The 13236-nt window shown below is 69.3% G+C and carries 17 protein-coding genes; 12 read left to right on the forward strand and 5 right to left on the reverse strand.

The features are described from left to right. The first annotated feature begins 164 nt into the window (after positions 1-164). The 9 genes from SYYSPA8_RS33525 to SYYSPA8_RS33565 all read left to right on the forward strand — a co-directional run bounded on the left by SYYSPA8_RS33525 (position 165) and on the right by SYYSPA8_RS33565 (position 5413). Positions 165-398, forward strand: a complete 234-nt coding sequence (locus SYYSPA8_RS33525) for a DUF397 domain-containing protein (protein ID WP_323451201.1) — start codon at positions 165-167, stop codon at positions 396-398. Between the two features lie 98 nt (positions 399-496). Continuing rightward, complete coding sequence (locus SYYSPA8_RS33530) at positions 497-964, forward strand: hypothetical protein (protein ID WP_323451202.1); 468 nt, start codon at positions 497-499, stop codon at positions 962-964. Positions 965-1045: 81 nt separating this feature from the next. After that, the gene (locus SYYSPA8_RS33535) at positions 1046-1735 is read left to right on the forward strand and encodes a class I SAM-dependent methyltransferase (RefSeq protein ID WP_323451203.1); all 690 of its coding nucleotides are present in this window, start codon (positions 1046-1048) and stop codon (positions 1733-1735) included. A gap of 53 nt (positions 1736-1788) precedes the next feature. Continuing rightward, complete coding sequence (locus tag SYYSPA8_RS33540) at positions 1789-2313, forward strand: DUF6879 family protein (RefSeq protein ID WP_323451204.1); 525 nt, start codon at positions 1789-1791, stop codon at positions 2311-2313. 149 nt (positions 2314-2462) lie between these two features. Beyond that, on the forward strand, positions 2463-2720 hold the full coding sequence (locus SYYSPA8_RS33545; RefSeq protein WP_323451322.1) for a hypothetical protein: 258 nt from the start codon (positions 2463-2465) through the stop codon (positions 2718-2720). Then, positions 2695-3225, forward strand: coding sequence for a DUF6879 family protein (locus SYYSPA8_RS33550; protein WP_323451205.1), 531 nt, complete (start codon positions 2695-2697; stop codon positions 3223-3225). Before SYYSPA8_RS33545 ends, SYYSPA8_RS33550 begins: the two co-directional genes overlap by 26 nt. A gap of 26 nt (positions 3226-3251) precedes the next feature. Then, positions 3252-4100: a helix-turn-helix domain-containing protein gene (locus SYYSPA8_RS33555; RefSeq protein ID WP_323451206.1), complete on the forward strand. Its 849-nt coding sequence runs from the start codon at positions 3252-3254 to the stop codon at positions 4098-4100. A 96-nt stretch (positions 4101-4196) separates the two neighbouring features. After that, complete coding sequence (locus tag SYYSPA8_RS33560) at positions 4197-4679, forward strand: hypothetical protein (RefSeq protein ID WP_323451207.1); 483 nt, start codon at positions 4197-4199, stop codon at positions 4677-4679. A 68-nt stretch (positions 4680-4747) separates the two neighbouring features. Further along, positions 4748-5413, forward strand: a complete 666-nt coding sequence (locus SYYSPA8_RS33565) for a class I SAM-dependent DNA methyltransferase (protein WP_323451208.1) — start codon at positions 4748-4750, stop codon at positions 5411-5413. 99 nt (positions 5414-5512) lie between these two features. On the opposite strand, the gene SYYSPA8_RS33570 is transcribed toward SYYSPA8_RS33565, so the two are convergent. Further along, the gene (locus tag SYYSPA8_RS33570; RefSeq protein WP_323451209.1) at positions 5513-6688 is read right to left on the reverse strand and encodes an acyl-CoA dehydrogenase family protein; all 1176 of its coding nucleotides are present in this window, start codon (positions 6686-6688) and stop codon (positions 5513-5515) included. A 176-nt stretch (positions 6689-6864) separates the two neighbouring features. Between SYYSPA8_RS33570 and SYYSPA8_RS33575 the strand changes: the two genes are divergently transcribed. After that, a complete protein-coding gene (locus SYYSPA8_RS33575; protein WP_323451210.1) occupies positions 6865-8199 on the forward strand; it encodes a UDP-glucose dehydrogenase family protein in 1335 nt (444 codons plus the stop codon). A 57-nt stretch (positions 8200-8256) separates the two neighbouring features. On the opposite strand, the gene SYYSPA8_RS33580 is transcribed toward SYYSPA8_RS33575, so the two are convergent. From SYYSPA8_RS33580 to SYYSPA8_RS33595, 4 genes are all read right to left on the reverse strand, one after another. After that, positions 8257-9147 (reverse strand): alpha/beta fold hydrolase, encoded by an 891-nt coding sequence (locus tag SYYSPA8_RS33580; protein ID WP_323451211.1) that lies wholly within the window; start codon positions 9145-9147, stop codon positions 8257-8259. Between the two features lie 98 nt (positions 9148-9245). After that, entirely contained in the window at positions 9246-9581 is a 336-nt protein-coding gene (locus SYYSPA8_RS33585) for a hypothetical protein (RefSeq protein WP_323451212.1), read from the reverse strand. Between the two features lie 7 nt (positions 9582-9588). Beyond that, positions 9589-10179, reverse strand: coding sequence for a GNAT family N-acetyltransferase (locus SYYSPA8_RS33590; RefSeq protein WP_323451213.1), 591 nt, complete (start codon positions 10177-10179; stop codon positions 9589-9591). Then, complete coding sequence (locus SYYSPA8_RS33595; RefSeq protein WP_323451214.1) at positions 10176-11447, reverse strand: XRE family transcriptional regulator; 1272 nt, start codon at positions 11445-11447, stop codon at positions 10176-10178. The genes SYYSPA8_RS33590 and SYYSPA8_RS33595 overlap by 4 nt, the downstream gene beginning before the upstream one ends. A gap of 262 nt (positions 11448-11709) precedes the next feature. Between SYYSPA8_RS33595 and fxlM the strand changes: the two genes are divergently transcribed. After that, positions 11710-12999 (forward strand): methyltransferase, FxLD system, encoded by a 1290-nt coding sequence (gene fxlM / locus SYYSPA8_RS33600; protein ID WP_323451215.1) that lies wholly within the window; start codon positions 11710-11712, stop codon positions 12997-12999. Between the two features lie 5 nt (positions 13000-13004). Beyond that, positions 13005-13214 (forward strand): FxLD family lanthipeptide, encoded by a 210-nt coding sequence (locus tag SYYSPA8_RS33605; RefSeq protein WP_407706148.1) that lies wholly within the window; start codon positions 13005-13007, stop codon positions 13212-13214. Positions 13215-13236: the final 22 nt, after the last annotated feature.

Raw genomic sequence — 13236 nt, forward strand, 5'->3', positions numbered from 1 at the left:
GAGACAGGGTGTCGGGAGCCACTGGTGAATGTCGAGGCATCTCCAAGCGAATCGTGAGAATAATCGAGAATATTCACTTTCTGTCTGGCTCCTGGTTTCTAAAGTCCCGTTCATGGCGGGAACGGCCGCACCTGTGGCCGTCAAGAGATCAGGAAGGCGTGCCGATGCAGAACGGAACCGACCTGTACACGCTCGACATCGAGGGCGTGGTGTTCACGAAGGCGTGCGGGGGAAACACCCACCCGGACGGCGAATCCTGCGCGATGCTCGCCAGGATCGGCCCGAACGCCTGGGCCATCGGTGACAGCAAGCGGCCCGACGGCGAGCCGCTGAGGTTCACCACCGCCGAACTGGAGGCAGCCGGTATCGACCCGGCGCGTTTCGGCCTGTCCGCCTGACACCCATTCCCTGTGTTCTTCCGGCTCCGGCCCGATTTCCTGAAGGCGGGGGCCGGTAGGACGCTCATCCATTCCTTCTGCGGCGAACGGGATGACAATTGCACCACCATGGGTATGTGTGGACCGGCCCGAAGCAGCGGTTCGATGATGAGGCACTGCGGCGGCCTCCGTACCCCAGTCCACCTCCCGCCGACGGCAGGACGGATCTGGTCCAGCGCTACAAGGAGGTGAAGGCGGAGTTCCCCGTCGTGGACCTGCCGCCACTCGAAACGGCGTACTGGCTCATCAAGCCGAGGGAGCTGGTGCGCGACACCTGGGACGAGCCGAAGGAAGCAGCGCAATGGCTCGGGGAACAGCTCATCGGGTACGCGCCTCGGTTCGCCTCCGTGTCGGATCGTGACAGCACCCGGCTGGCGATGCTGGTCGGCTCCGCCGCTGAACGGCTGGGGTGGGGCGGGGACGTGGCCCACGGCTTCTACCTCGAACGGCCCTCGTTCCTGTCCCTGGCACTGGTGGGATGCTCCCCGAATCGAGCCCTGCCGGAGGTGGACTGTCCACTCCGGTAGTCCACTCGGCAAGGAGCCTTGGCCCATCTGCCGCCCGGCCCCGAGCCGGGCGGCTGTCCGCACCAGCAAAAGGATCGAGACGTGTCGGAGACGGAAAGTGCCGCATGGGATGTGTACTCCGCGACGAAGGAGCAGCGACGGCGGACGAACAGTCGCGGCGAGACGACGTGGTTCAACTGGACCCAGTACGCCGACCACGGGCCCGGCGCTGAAGTGCTCTCCCTCAAGCCCGGGGAATCAGCACTGGACCTCGGGTGCGGCTCCGGCGGAAACCTGGCTCATCTCGCCGCGCTGGGCATGAAGCCGGTGGGGGTGGACCTGTCGTCCCAGCAGCTCCGGAAGGCCCGCGACCGGTGGGGCGATGCACCCGGCATGGAACTGCACCAGGGCGGTGCCCTCGACTTCATGACGGTGGCGGGCACCACCTTCGACGCCGTCTACAGCGTGTTCGGCGCGGCCTGGTTCTGCGATCCGGGTCTGTTGCTCCCCGCCGTGCACGCGAGTCTTCGGCCCGGTGGTGTGTTCGCCCTGTCCCAGCGTCCTCCGGTCCAGGGCTGCTACGGCTGTCAGGCGTCCTACATCCCGCGCGGCCCGGACGAGGACCCGGCGATCGTCAAGCGCTGGGACTACGAGCCCGGCGTCTGGGCGGCCCTTCTCGGGGAGTACGGCTTCACCGCCGTGACGACGGCGGTCCTGCCGGCCCCGGTTCGGGACAAGCGCACGATCGGCACGCTTCTGATCAGGGCCGTACGCGACAATGCAGGGGCCTGAACGGGCCCGGTGAGGATCCCCGAGCATCTTCCGACATCTGAAGGAGGTCGTCCGTGGTCTTGGACGGCGAGGACTGGCGCAGGTTCTTCGATGCCTTCGAGCGGGAAGCGTGGCGGTTCGAGGCGCAGCCCACCTACACGATGCCCAGGGAACAGGAGAACGTCGCCCGTTTCCTGCGGGGCGAGGACAAGCCCGCAGGGCACAATGCCCGCTGGCATGAGCGGGTACGCGGGTATGTCGCATCCGGCAGGCGCGTCGGCCGGGTCCGGGTCGTGCGCCGGCCGCTCACCGACTATCAGCGGTACCAGTTCGCGTGGGGCATCCCCGGCAACATCGCGGCCGGGGAGGACATCCGCGTACTGGACGTGACCGAGGAGGACCACGGGCTGCCGCTCTCCGGGCGGGACTGGTGGCTGTTCGACGGTGTCCGTGTCGCCCATCTGAACTTCCGGCCGGACGGCACCCAGATCAACCGCGAGGCCCATGAGGGCGATCCTGCCCCCTACCTGGAGTGGCAGCGGAGCGCGCTGGCGCATGCCGTACCCTTCCCGGACTATGTGCGGAGCCTGGGCGTCTGACCCCGGGCAGCAGGGTGCTGCCGGGCCCGTGCAGCCCCCGCCCGGCCGGCCATCTCTCGTTGAGAATGCTGCCCGGCCTCTTGACGCTGCTTGCTGTCAGTACGACGCTCGTGCAAGTCGGCGCAAGCACCTCGACACCGGAGGCAGCCATGGCACTACGGTTCATCGGGATTGATCCGGACACGGGGCAGCAGGGATCCCCCACCGTCTGGGTGGACGAGGAGAAGCAGGAACTGCTGCTTCAGGGCTGGAAGCCGGACGCGAAGCTGGACGCCGAGTGCGCGGCGTTCGAGTTCCCCGGGCATGCTCCGGGAATCCCGCCGCACGAGGCCGTGATCCGGATTCCGGCACGCATGGTGCCGGTACTGGGGAAGGCGTGCGATGTCGCAGAAGGAACCGAGCTTTGACGAACTGCTGGCGGCGGCCCGGCACTCAGCGGTCCACCTGGAAATGCGCGACTCCTACGGCGTGGGTGACGAGGCCGAGGACTTCGAGAACTGGAAGCGCACCGGGCAGCGGGACGTGACCCCCACCTCCGCCTACTGGGCACCGTGGGTCGATCTGATTCGTGCCACCGTGGCGCGGGGGGTGGTCGTCCGCCGTGCGCGTGTGGTGTCCGAGCCGGTCACGGACTACATCCGCTACGAGCACGCGGGCACCGTGGTCAACATTCACGCCGGGGAGCAGGTCCGCTGGCTTCCGCGCCGCCGGGCCTCGGACATCGCGCTTCCTGGGAACGACTGCTGGATCTTCGACGGAGAGATCGTGCTCTTCAATCACTTCACCGGGGAGGGCGACTGGTCCGAGCCCGGCTGGGAGGTCCGGTCCGAGCCGGCGGTGGCCCGCCTGGCGTCCGCTGCCTTCGAGACGGTTTGGGACCGAGGCGTCCCGCACGACAAGTACTCGGTCTGACCTGAGGAATCACGAAGAGCCCACTCATGTCCGCGTCACCCTCGTCCAGCGCCCAGGCAGCCCGTGAAGCCATCGCCACCCGTCTCGGGCTCCTCCGCAGGGAAGCCGAGCTGACCGGGCATGAGCTGGCTCTTCGCTGCGGCTGGAGCCCGTCCAAGTCCTCACGCATCGAGCGGGCCAAAACTCCCGCGTCCGACGCCGATATCCGTGCGTGGTGCACAGCCTGCGGCGCCGAGGACCAGACGGACGATCTGATCGCGGCGAACCGCCAGGCCGAGCACATGTACGTCCACTGGCAGAAGCTCCACCGGCACGGGATGCGCCGGGCTCAGGAGGAAGTCGTCCCCCTGTACGAGCGAACCCGTCACTTCCGCGTGTACTGCTCGAACGTCATACCCGGAATGCTTCAGACCGAGGCGTACGCGACCGCCCTGCTCTCCAGCATCGCGGCGTTCCAGGGAACGCCGGACGACTCGGTGACGGCGGCCGCGTCCCGGATCGAGCGTTCTCACGTTCTCCATGAGGGTGACCACCGGTTCGCTCTGCTCCTGGAGGAAACCGTGCTCCGTTACCGCGTCGGGGACGACGCGACCATGGCGGGACAGCTCGGGTATCTCCTGGCGGTCATGGCCTTGCCGAATGTGAGCCTCGGGGTGATTCCCTTCACGGCTCGGCGTCATATCTGGCCCTTGGAGGCGTTCTACCTGTTCGACAGCAGCCAGGCGAGCGTCGAACTGCTCACTGCCGCTGTGAACGTGACAGCCCCGAGCGAAATCGCCACGTATGCGCAAGCGTTCTCCGAGCTGTCCGGGATCGCGGTCCACGGTGCCGCCGCCCGAGCCCTGATCTCGGACGCGATCACCTTCCTCGGCTAGCTCGTGTGCAAGCTCATGCAAGAGCGTGGCGGTACGGCCACACCACTTCCTACAGTCCTTCCATGACCGCTCGACCGCAGCAGGAGGAGACACCTGATGAGCGCAGCCGTCGAGACGCGGATCCGCGATCCGCGCATCATCCTCAACGCGTTACAGGAACGCGTCCCGCACTTGGTCAGTGACGTCGGTGTCAAGGATCTGTGGGAGCGGGAAGTGCGGCTCCTGCTGCGGGACAGCGTGGCCGTCCCCAGCCTCGCCGAGCGCGTGCTCGGGCAGGGCATCGCGTATCTGATCACCGCCATGGAGAGCCCCGGCGTGGACATGGGTGTCGGCAGGACCGTGGACATCGGAGTCCATCAGCTGATCCTCGACACGCCGCTGTACTTCGCGTTCTGCGAGGAATACAACGGCGGCCGCTACAAGCACCACGCGCCGCTGATCGAGCGCCGCAAGGACGGAACCGTGATGCGCACTGCCGAACTGCTGCGCCGAAACGGGTTCACCGTCGATGAGGAGCTGTGGGCGGCGGACGAGTCCGACTGCTCACCGTGCGACGACAAGGTCCCCGACAGCCACTGACACAGCACCGGGCGCCCCGCCCCGGCGGCGGGGCGCTCTCGTACCCGTACCGACGCGAAGGAAGCACGTTGCCCGCACGCCACAACATCGAGGACGAGCGCGAACTCTGGGACGCCTTCGCGGAGAGCACCAAGGAGAAGGCCGTGGACGGCGACCCCGTGTTCTGCTGGACGCAGTACGCGGGGCACGGGCCCGGACCGGAGTTGCTCGGAGGGCCGGAACCGGCTCTGGAGATCGGCTGCGGGACCGGGCGGGCGCTGGCGTTTCTGCTCCGGTCCGGGGTCAAGGTCACCGGTGTGGATCTGTCAACGGTGGCGGTGCGGCGGCTGGCCGAACGCTGGGGACCTCTGGGCGGGGAGTTCGTCTGCGCGGAGGTGCTGGAGCATCTGGCGGAGAACACCGCGACGTACGACGCGATCTATTCGGTCTTCGGTGCGGCGTGGTTCACCGACCCGGAGAAGCTGCTGCCGCTGGTCGCCCGGCGGCTCAACCCCGGTGGGGTGTTCGCCTTCTCCCACCCACCGGCGATTCCGGGGGCGTATGGGCCGCAGGGCATGTACAAAGGGGGCTTCGCGGGGAAGGCGTGCTACGTCTACCGCTATTCCTACACGCCACGCAGGTGGGCCGGGCTGCTGGCGCGGAACGGGTTCCGGGATGTCGAGGCCGAGGTTCTGGCGGCACCCGAGGCAGGGCACATCGGAACGCTGGTGGTGCGGGCGGTGGTGGCCGGCTGAAGGCACGAGGGCCCACTCGGCAACGAGCCCCCGCCCAGACGAACGGCCCCCGGCGTCATTCCGAGGGCCGTGGTGTCTATGCGACCTGCGGAAACCCCGCTACGGCAGGTTCCGCGCCATCACGATGCGCTGGATCTGGTTCGTGCCCTCGTAGATCTGCGTGATCTTCGCGTCGCGCATCATGCGCTCCAGCGGGTAGTCGCGGGTGTACCCGTAGCCGCCCAGGAGCTGCACCGCGTCCGTCGTGATCTCCATGGCCGCGTCGGAGGCGAAGCACTTCGCGGCGGCGCCGAAGAAGGTCAGGTCGCCCTCGACGCGCTCGGACTTCGCGGCCGCCGCGTACGTGAGCTGGCGGGCGGCCTCCAGCTTCATCGCCATGTCGGCCAGCATGAACTGGACGCCCTGGAAGTCCCCGATCGGCTTGCCGAACTGCTTGCGCTCCTGGACGTACCCCTTGGCGTAGTCCAGGGCGCCCTGCGCGATGCCGAGGGCCTGGGCCGCGATCGTGACGCGGGTGTGGTCCAGGGTCTTCATCGCGGTGGCGAAGCCGGTGCCCTCCTCGCCGATCATGCGGTCGGCGGGGATGCGGACGTTGTCGAGGTAGACCTCGCGGGTCGGAGAGCCCTTGATGCCGAGCTTCTTCTCGGGGGCGCCGAAGGAGACGCCCTCGTCGGACTTCTCGACCACGAAGGCCGAGATCCCCTTCGAGCGCTTCTCCGGGTCGGTGACGGCCATCACCGTGTAGTACTCGGAGACGCCGGCGTTGGTGATCCACCGCTTCACGCCGTTGAGGATCCAGTGGTCGCCGTCGCGCACCGCCCGGGTCTTCATGCCGGCCGCGTCCGAGCCCGCGTCCGGCTCGGAGAGGCAGTACGAGAACATCGCGTCGCCCTTGGCGAGCGGTCCCAGGTACTTCTTCTTCAGGTCGGCGGAGCCGGAGAGGATCACGGGGAGCGAGCCCAGCTTGTTCACGGCGGGGATCAGCGAGGAGGACGCGCAGACCCGGGCGACCTCCTCGATCACGATCACCGTGGCGAGGGCGTCGGCGCCGGCGCCGCCGAACTCCTCCGGGACGTGGACCGCGTGCAGGTCGCTCGCGACCAGGGCGTCCAGCGCCTCCTGGGGGAAGCGGGCCTCCTCGTCCACGGCGGCGGCGAACGGGGCGATCTTCGCCTCGGACAGGGACCGGATCACGTCCCGGAGCGCGTCGTGCTCCTCGGACGTGCGGTACAGGTCAAAATCCGGGTTACCGGTCGATCCAGCCACGTCACTCACTCCCCAGAAGCGCTAACTACCGTTAAGTAACCAAGTTTAGGGCTCGGGGCCCCGGCGGGCATAGGTGACCTTGGCGACAGCCCGGCGCGGTGTCGCGCGCCCGCGCGACTATGCTCGGGGCCGCGCCCCCCGCACCCCCTACCCCAGGCGCGCAGCGCCACTGTCTGGAGCACGTCATGGCCCTCAGGATCACAGTGATCGGCACCGGCTACCTCGGCGCCACGCACGCGGCGGCCATGGCGGAGCTGGGCTTCGAGGTACTGGGACTCGATGTGGTGCCCGAGAAGATCGCACTGCTCTCCACGGGCCGGGTGCCGATGTACGAACCCGGTCTCGAAGAGCTGCTGACCCGGCACGTCGCCGGTCTCGAAGGCTCCACCGGCCGGCTCCGCTTCACCACGTCGTGGGAGGAGATCGCCGAGTTCGGCGACGTCCACTTCGTCTGTGTGAACACGCCGCAGAAGCACGGCGAGTACGCCTGCGACATGTCCTACGTGGACGCCGCCTTCTCCTCGCTCGCCCCGCTGCTGACCCGGCCCGCGCTCGTCGTCGGCAAGTCGACCGTGCCGGTCGGCAGCGCGGCCCGGCTGGCGCGGCTGGTGGCGGAGCTGGCGCCCGGCGAGGTGGAGCTGGCCTGGAACCCGGAGTTCCTGCGGGAGGGCTTCGCCGTCGAGGACACCCTGCACCCGGACCGGATCGTGGTCGGCGTGGCCAGCGAGCGGGCGGAGAAGCTGCTGCGGGAGGTGTACGCGACCCCGGTCGGCGAGGGCACCCCGTTCGTCGTCACCGACTACCCGACCGCCGAGCTGGTGAAGACCTCCGCCAACTCCTTCCTCGCCACCAAGATCTCCTTCATCAACGCGATGGCCGAGGTCTGCGAGGCCGCCGGCGGCGATGTGCAGAAGCTGGCCGAGGCCATCGGGTACGACGAGCGCATCGGCGCCAAGTTCCTGCGCGCCGGGATCGGCTTCGGCGGCGGCTGTCTGCCGAAGGACATCCGCGCCTTCATGGCCCGCGCCGGGGAGCTGGGCGTCGACCAGGCCCTGACCTTCCTGCGGGAGGTCGACTCGATCAACATGCGGCGCCGGGGCCACATGGTCGAGCTGGCCCGCGAGGCCCTCGGCGGCGCCTTCCTCGGCAAGCGGGTCGCCGTCCTCGGCGCGGCCTTCAAGCCCGACTCGGACGACGTCCGCGACTCCCCCGCGCTCAACGTCGCCGGCCAGATCCACCTCCAGGGCGGCCAGGTGACGGTGTACGACCCGAAGGCCATGGCCAACGCCCGGCGGCTCTTCCCCACCCTCGGCTACGCGGACTCGGCGCGGGACGCCGTACGCGGCGCCGATGTGGTGCTGCACCTGACCGAGTGGCGCGAGTTCCGCGACCTCGACCCGGCGGAGCTGGGCCGGGAGACCGCCGCCCGGATCATGCTGGACGGGCGGAACGCCCTGGACCCGGTCAAGTGGCGCGAGGCCGGCTGGACCTACCGCGCGATGGGCCGGCCCGCCGCCTGAGCGGTCCTCACCCCGGATTCCGGGCGGCGCGCTCCGCCCGGAACCCGCGCGGATCCGTCACACCCCGGCCGTGTGCTCCGCTGTGTGCGCCAGGATCGCGGCGGCCAGCGGGGCATGCACCTCGCGCGGGAGCGCGTGCCCCATGCCGGGGATCTCGACCAGACGGGCGCCCCTGACCGCCTGCGCGAGGTGCTGGGGGTGCGGCGGCGGGGAGACCGGTTCCGCCGGGGCCACGGTGACCAGGGTGGGCACCTCCGTACGGGCCAGCGCCTCCGTACGGTCCATGCCGGAGGAGTCCGCGCGGCCGTGCGCGTCACCGGACCGGTGGTGCCCGGTGTGCTCGACGACCCGCCGCTCCAGTTCGCGCGCGTACGCGGCGTCGAAGGGCAGCTGGTCCCCGCCGAGCATCCGCCAGTGCTCGACCCGGTGATCCAGCTCGTCCTCCAGATTCCGTTCCACCACGGGCCGGGACCACAGCTCCAGCAGCTCCGGGGCGATCCCGGGCAGCTCCTGGGGCGGGACGCGGGTGCCGTCCGGGGCGGTGTACGGGACGGTGCTGAGCGCGTTCGTCCCGATCACGGTGGCACTCAGCAGCCGGTCGGGGTGGTCCGCGATCAGCAGCTGGGTCAGCATCCCGCCCAGGGACATGCCCACCACATGGGCACGCTCGACTCCGAACCCGTCCAGGACGGCGACGGCGTCCTCGGCGAGCGCGGTGACCGGGTAGGGCCGTTCCTCGAAGGCCCAGGTGGAGCGCCCGGTGTCCCGGTGGTCGTAGCGGATCACCCGGTGCCGCTCCACGAGCAGGTCCACCAACTCGTCCGGCCAGCCGATCCCGGACGCCTGCGCTCCCATGACCAGCAGCAGGACGGGGGCGTCGGCGGGGCCGCGCTCCTCGGCCCACAGCCGCACACCGGGGGCCGCGTCGATCCATCGTTCCCGTTCCATGGGGTCCTCCTGAGATCCGCCAGTTCCGTTCACTTAACGAGCCGAGACGTATCGTATCGTCAAGACTCGTGGATGCGCTCTCGATTTCCCCGCCCCCCTCAGCTCCCGTCGGCGGGATCCCTCCAGTGGGCAGGCAGCTCGGGTGGCTCCCAGCCCTGGTCGTCACCGGTGCGCTCCAGCACGGGGGGCTCACAGGGCTCCGGCACGGGACGCCCGTCGATGACCGCCTCCAGAGTGAACTGGACATACCGCAGATACCCGCGCATGTCCTTGACCTGACGGACGCGGTTGCCCTGGCCGGCACACCGCCATCCGATGTCGAAGCCCAGGCGTACCAGAGTCCGGTAGCGGTCGCGGACCTCTTGGTCGCCGATGGAGAGGAGATCCGTCTGCATGCCGTGCCGGAGGGCGTCGCCTTCGGCTTTCGCCGGCACCCAGGCTTCACGCCCCCTGGCCACCCGGAGCCGTGCAGAAGTCGTCGGGCGAGGGTTCCCTGTCCCGTACCCCCCGCACCATGGCGGTGAGGACCGGCCCGTCCGGTGAAGGCTGCTGGGTACTGACCTCCCAGTAGCCCCACGCGTCGTACACCGCCCTGACCTTGCCGTCCCCCGCCAGCGGGTTGACGAGCAGCGAGACCTGCGCCTCGGCACGGCCGGCGAGGAGTTCGTCGTGGATCCGCCGGGCGGTGCCTGTGCCGCGCCACGGCACGCGCAGCATGATCTCTTTCAGAGCCACCGTGGGCAGTTCGGCGCAGCCGGGCGGCAGAGCCGTGGTCATCCGCTGCCACCAGCGGTCACCTGGCAGAAGGGTGTTGACGTAGGCGTAGCCCACGGGCTCGGTACCGTCGAAGCCGATGACGGCCTCCCATCCGGGTTCCGAAGCATGCCGGGCCAGGCGTTCGCCGTACCGCTCCACCGAGTAGTGCGGCAGGTGCAGCTGGTCCGCGCGGACTTCGGCGTATACCTCGATGAGGGTGTCCCAGACCTCGTCGATGGCGGTGGCGTGGCGCAGCACGATGCTGTCGGGGGTCACAGGATGTTCCTTCGGCTGTCGTGGGTGTACTGGTTCCAGGTTCGGGCGGCGCTGCTGGAGGGAGCGGTGATCCGGAGTGTGCTGCCGAAGCCGTCCAGCAGCCGGGCGACGCGCGGGTGCCGGTCCGCCGGCTCGTTGGGGATGGACATGGCGGTGGTCACGGCGGGTTCCAGGTCGCCCTGGCCGAGCTGGGCGTGGGCGAGGCGGGCGGTGGTGATGGCCCGGGTGCGCAGCATGTCGGGGCGGAGGAGGGCGAGGCTGCGGTGGGCATGGGCCTCGGCGTCCTCGTAGTTCCCCAGCGCGAGGCAGGCGGCCAGAGCGAGATTGTCCAGTTCGGCCTGGTCATAGAAGGCGTTCAGCCACAGGGGGCGCTGTTCACCCGGCCGGGACTGGTCCAGCGCGGTCTGTGCGTGCCGGAGGGCTTGGCGGACCGCTCGGCCGTCGCCGGTGAGGCCGAGGATGGCGGCGTGGCGGGCGTGGCCGAGTGAGGCGAACAGGGGGTCGCGACGGGTGATCGACAGGCTGCGGGCGACATCGTTGGCGGCCAGGGCGTCCGAGGGCCGTGCCAGGTGCCGGTAGAGGCTGCCGGCATGGGACCAGATACGGAACTGGATGGTCGGGTCGCCGGACATGGCTGCCAGGCTGGCGGCCCGGTGGAAGTGGCGCTGCGCGGCGTCGAAGCGGCGGCCGTCGGTGGCGGCCCACATGGCGCTGGACGTGAAGGAGGCGGCGCACCCGTACAGGGCCGCCCGCACGCGTTGGCCCGCGGTGCCCCGTGCCTGGAGCGCGAGGGCTTCACCGGCGAGCGCGGATGCCTGGGTCTCGATGGTCAGCTTTCCGCCGTACCGGTGATCGCCGGCGATCAGCACGGCGAATTTGCTCCGCAGCCGTTCCACGTCGCTCGCCCCCACCCGGCGTACCGCGAAGTGGGCGGGGGTGCCGGCGGACAGGGCCATGCCGGTCGAAGCACTGATGAGAAGGCGGCGAAGCACAGGGTCCTCCGGTGAGGCCGGACAAGCGGCGGCGGGCTCTTGTCTCGATGTGAAGCCCAGTTCGGCGACCGGGCAGTCGAACACCGCTTCCAACGCCGCGCGCTGGCGGCGGTGCGGCCACCGGGAATGGCCCGTCAGCCAGGTACGGACCGTGCGGTCACTGACGGTGCCCTCGTAGCCGGCCGATCTCAGATCCGCGTTGACCGCCTCGGCCAACCCGGTCTGGGTGAAGCCCGCCTCGGCCATCCTCTTCCTGAGGATCTCGTTGCCCTCCACGCCCTCACGGTAGCCAGCCCCACAGGCCGCGCAGAACCGAACACCCCGGAAATTACCGGTCCACCGCGCCCCACACGGAAGCCGCATTTCCGCTCGCTGGAAGACGCCTCCTCGTTGACTGTTCGGGCAGACCGCATGCGGACGGCCGAATCGCTCCCACCACCCGGCGGAGTGGCGAAGAGCTGACTACACTGCGGCATTTCTCCCCTGCCTCCCAAGCCCTCCGCCCTCAGAGCAGCGTCGGGAAGGATTCCCTCCGTTCATGCCCGAGAAGACTGAAGAGACCCGTGCCGCAGAACTGCGTGACCAGGTCGTCAATGAGCTGATCGCCGACGGTGCGATCACCTCGGATGCCGTAGCGGACGTCCTGCGTACCGTCCCGAGGCACCTGTTCACTCCCGAAGCCTCCCTGGAGGACGCCTACAGCGCCTACAACGCGGTGATCACCAAACGGGACGGATCCGGCTCAGCCGTGAGTTCGGTATCCGCTCCCCAGATCCAGGCGTTCATGCTGGAGCAGGCCGGGATCCGGCCCGGGATGCGGGTCCTGGAGATCGGTTCGGGCGGTCTGAACGCCGCCTATCTCGCCACGCTGGCCGGCGGGGCGGGCGAGGTCACCACGGTGGACATCGACCCCGAGGTCACCGACCGCGCGAGCCGCCTGCTCAAGGAGAACGGATACCCGCAGGTCCGGGTCGTCACGGCCGATGCCCACCAGGGGGTTCCGGACCACGCTCCCTACGACCGGATCATCGTCACGGTCGGAGCCTGGGACATTCCGCCCGCCTGGACCAACCAGCTCACCGAGCACGGCCGGATCGTCGTACCCCTGCGGATGCGCGGTCTGATGCGCTCGGTCGCCCTCCAGAGGGTCGGCGATCATCTGTTCAGCACATCGGCACGTATCTGTGGCTTCGTCCCCATGCAGGGCGCCGGAGCCCGTGAGTCGCGCGTACTGCTGCCCACCGGCACCGATGAGATCGCCCTGCGGTTCGACGACGGACTCCCGACCGATCCAAGCCTTCTCGACAACGCCGTACGGACGCCACGGGTCGAGATCTGGACGGGAGTGAGAGTCAAACGCGGAGTACCCGTGGACTCCCTCCAGTTGTACCTGGCCACCGTGCTGCCGGGTTTCTGCACCATGGCCCTGGAACCGGCCCTCGACACCGGTCTGGTGGCCCCCTACAACAAGCGGTTCTCCCTGGCCGCTGTATCCGGGGACGGACGTGACTTCGCGTACGTCACTCCACGCCCTGCCATCGGCGACGACACACATTTCGAGTACGGGGTTCACGCCCTGGGGCCTGGAGCGACCGGGTTCGCCGAAGAGGTCGCCGAACACCTCCGTGACTGGGACCGGGACCACCGGGACGGGCCCGGCCCGCGCATCACCGTCCACCCGGCGGGCACTCCCGATGACCGGATGTCCGCTCCGGCCGACGCTCGGATCATCGAGAAGGAGCACAGCCGGATCGCCCTCTCCTGGTCCACCGTCCCGGCGGCGGACCAGGACATCCCGCACCACACCACCGAAGAAGAGGGAGAGTGATCGACATGCCGGATCCCGGCTTCTCGCACGGTGCCACGGCGCTGGCCGAACCTCCGATGGCGGAGGAATTCGACGACTTCACGCTGGACGTACGTGTCGTCGTGACGACCCGCCCCCACGGCGCTGTCGGCGACTGTCCGACCGACGACGGATGCGGCAACACCTGTCAGAACGGCGCCAGCGCCTGTGACTCGTTCATCGACGACCCGGCCTGACCGGCACTGACAGCAGTGTGGG

Origin of the sequence: Streptomyces yaizuensis (assembly GCF_034961445.1) — a bacterium.
GTDB classification, from domain to species: domain Bacteria; phylum Actinomycetota; class Actinomycetes; order Streptomycetales; family Streptomycetaceae; genus Streptomyces; species Streptomyces yaizuensis.